The following is a 2,079-nucleotide window of genomic DNA, read 5'->3' as shown; positions in this document are numbered from 1 at the left end:
TCTTTAAAAGGTAACTACCTAATAACTAAGTAACCCTTTTAAATTACAAGTTACTAATATATAGGTTATGATTTTTAAATAGTTACTACCTAGAGCTTAAGTAACTATTAATATATATTTATAAAATATAAAACTATGTAGGATCATAAAAATAATTCTATATAGTTTTATATTTTTTATATACAAACCTTATAATTTTAAATACACTATATTATAGTACTTAAATAGGAGATGTATTATATGCAACAAGGAAAAAAATTAAAAAAGGGCGATACTATAGGCCTAATCTCACCAGCTGGACCAGAGGATCCAAAAGCAATAAGAAAAGGCATTGAATTTTTAAAGTCCCTTGGCTTCAATGTAAAAGAAGGAAAACATCTATATGATAAAGAAAAATATTTAGCAGGTTCAGATATAGACAGAGCAAAAGATTTAATGAACATGTTTAAAGATAAAGATGTTAATATGGTTTTATGTGTACGTGGTGGCTATGGAACAATGAGAATACTTCCTTTGTTAGATTTTGATATTATAAAGAAAAACCCTAAAATCTTTATGGGCTTTAGTGATATTACCACACTATTAAATATGATAGCCCAAAAAAGTAATATTATTACCTTTCATGGACCAATGGGAAGCTCCTCATTAGATGAAAAATACACTTTAGAAAGTTTTCTTAATATACTAACTCAGTGTAGAGGAGATTTTACAATTGATAATCCTAAGGACTTCGATATTAAAGAAGAAGTATCAGGATATGCAGAAGGAGAAATAATAGGTGGTAACCTATGTCTTATCTGTAGTACTTTAGGCACACCTTATGAGATAGATTTTAAAAACAAAATATTATTTATAGAAGAAATTGGAGAAGCACCATATAAAATCGATAGAATGCTAACTCAATTACTCTTATCTAATAAACTTCAAGAATGTAGTGGTTTTATACTTGGTCAATTTAAGGGATGCCAATTATCAAATTACGAAAGAAGCTTTAAATTAGATGAAGTAATAAGCGATAGAATACTATCATTAGGTAAGCCAACTCTTAGCAATCTAATGAGTGGACATGATTATCCAAAACTAACAATTCCAATTGGCTGCAAATGTCTATTAGACACCTATAACAAAAGTATTAAAATAATTGAGCCTGTAGTAAGCGAAAACTAATACAAACTAAACTAAAATATAATATTATAAATAATATATTAAAAAGCTTGAAATTAATATAGATATTATATAACTAGTATATCTTAATATGCTAAGGTATATATTTAAAATTGAAATAACCCTTTATAAAGTTTAAACTTTGTAAAGGGTTATTTCAGTTTTCGGTATAAATACTTATAGTACACTTAAACTTTTAAATATATATAATCCAATGAAAACTACTATAATATATAATTTTTTATTATTTAGCCAAAACTTATAAAAATAAAAAAATATATAAGTAAAATATATTTTATTTTTACAAATAAAAAAACCTCGTATATTCTACGAGGTTTTCATGGAGGCGCCACCCAGATTTGAACTGGGGGATAAAAGTTTTGCAGACTTCTGCCTTACCACTTGGCTATGGCGCCGTACTGGTGGCTAGACCAGGAATCGAACCAGGGACACGAGGATTTTCAGTCCTCTGCTCTACCGACTGAGCTATCCAGCCACATTGGCTCCGCGAAAAGGATTCGAACCTTCAACCTATCGGTTAACAGCCGAGTGCTCCACCGTTGAGCTATCGCGGAACATTACCTGGCGATGTCTTACTCTCCCACAGGGCCTCCCCTGCAGTACCATCAGCGCTGTAAAGCTTAACCTGCCTGTTCGGAATGGGAAGGGGTGTTACCTTTACGCTATTGTCACCAGATTTATGTTACTTTATATTATTACAGCCTTATTTAATTAATTTACATTGATTAAACTCACTGTATTTTCTAGTACATTAATATTATATGCATCACATACAATATTGTCAATACTTTTTGAGATATTCTCTCAAAATTGCATAATGTTAAGAGTTTTTTGGTCAAGTCCTCGACCTATTAGTATCGGTCAGCTGAATATGTTACCATACTTACACCTCCG

1 protein-coding gene, 3 tRNA genes and 1 rRNA gene are annotated in these 2,079 nt (G+C 30.5%); 1 reads left to right on the top strand and 4 read right to left on the bottom strand.

All coding sequences use genetic code 11. The annotated features are described in order from the left end of the window. Positions 1-240 precede the first annotated feature (240 nt). Complete coding sequence (locus BUA48_RS08230) at positions 241-1,167, top strand: S66 peptidase family protein (protein ID WP_072831584.1); 927 nt, start codon at positions 241-243, stop codon at positions 1,165-1,167. 338 nt (positions 1,168-1,505) lie between these two features. Here BUA48_RS08230 and BUA48_RS08225 read toward each other — a convergent pair. The 4 genes from BUA48_RS08225 to rrf form a co-directional block, all read right to left on the bottom strand. Next, positions 1,506-1,580: transfer RNA gene (locus tag BUA48_RS08225), tRNA-Cys, on the bottom strand. A gap of 4 nt (positions 1,581-1,584) precedes the next feature. Then, positions 1,585-1,660: transfer RNA gene (locus BUA48_RS08220), tRNA-Phe, on the bottom strand. 4 nt (positions 1,661-1,664) lie between these two features. After that, positions 1,665-1,739: transfer RNA gene (locus BUA48_RS08215), tRNA-Asn, on the bottom strand. A 5-nt stretch (positions 1,740-1,744) separates the two neighbouring features. Next, positions 1,745-1,861, bottom strand: a 5S ribosomal RNA gene (gene rrf, locus BUA48_RS08210). Between the last annotated feature and the right edge of the window lie 218 nt (positions 1,862-2,079).

The organism is Clostridium collagenovorans DSM 3089 (assembly GCF_900130005.1).
Taxonomy (GTDB): Bacteria; Bacillota; Clostridia; order Clostridiales; family Clostridiaceae; genus Clostridium_D; species Clostridium_D collagenovorans.
Note: the sequence above shows the minus strand (reverse complement) of the source record. Positions and strands in the feature narration are given on the sequence as shown.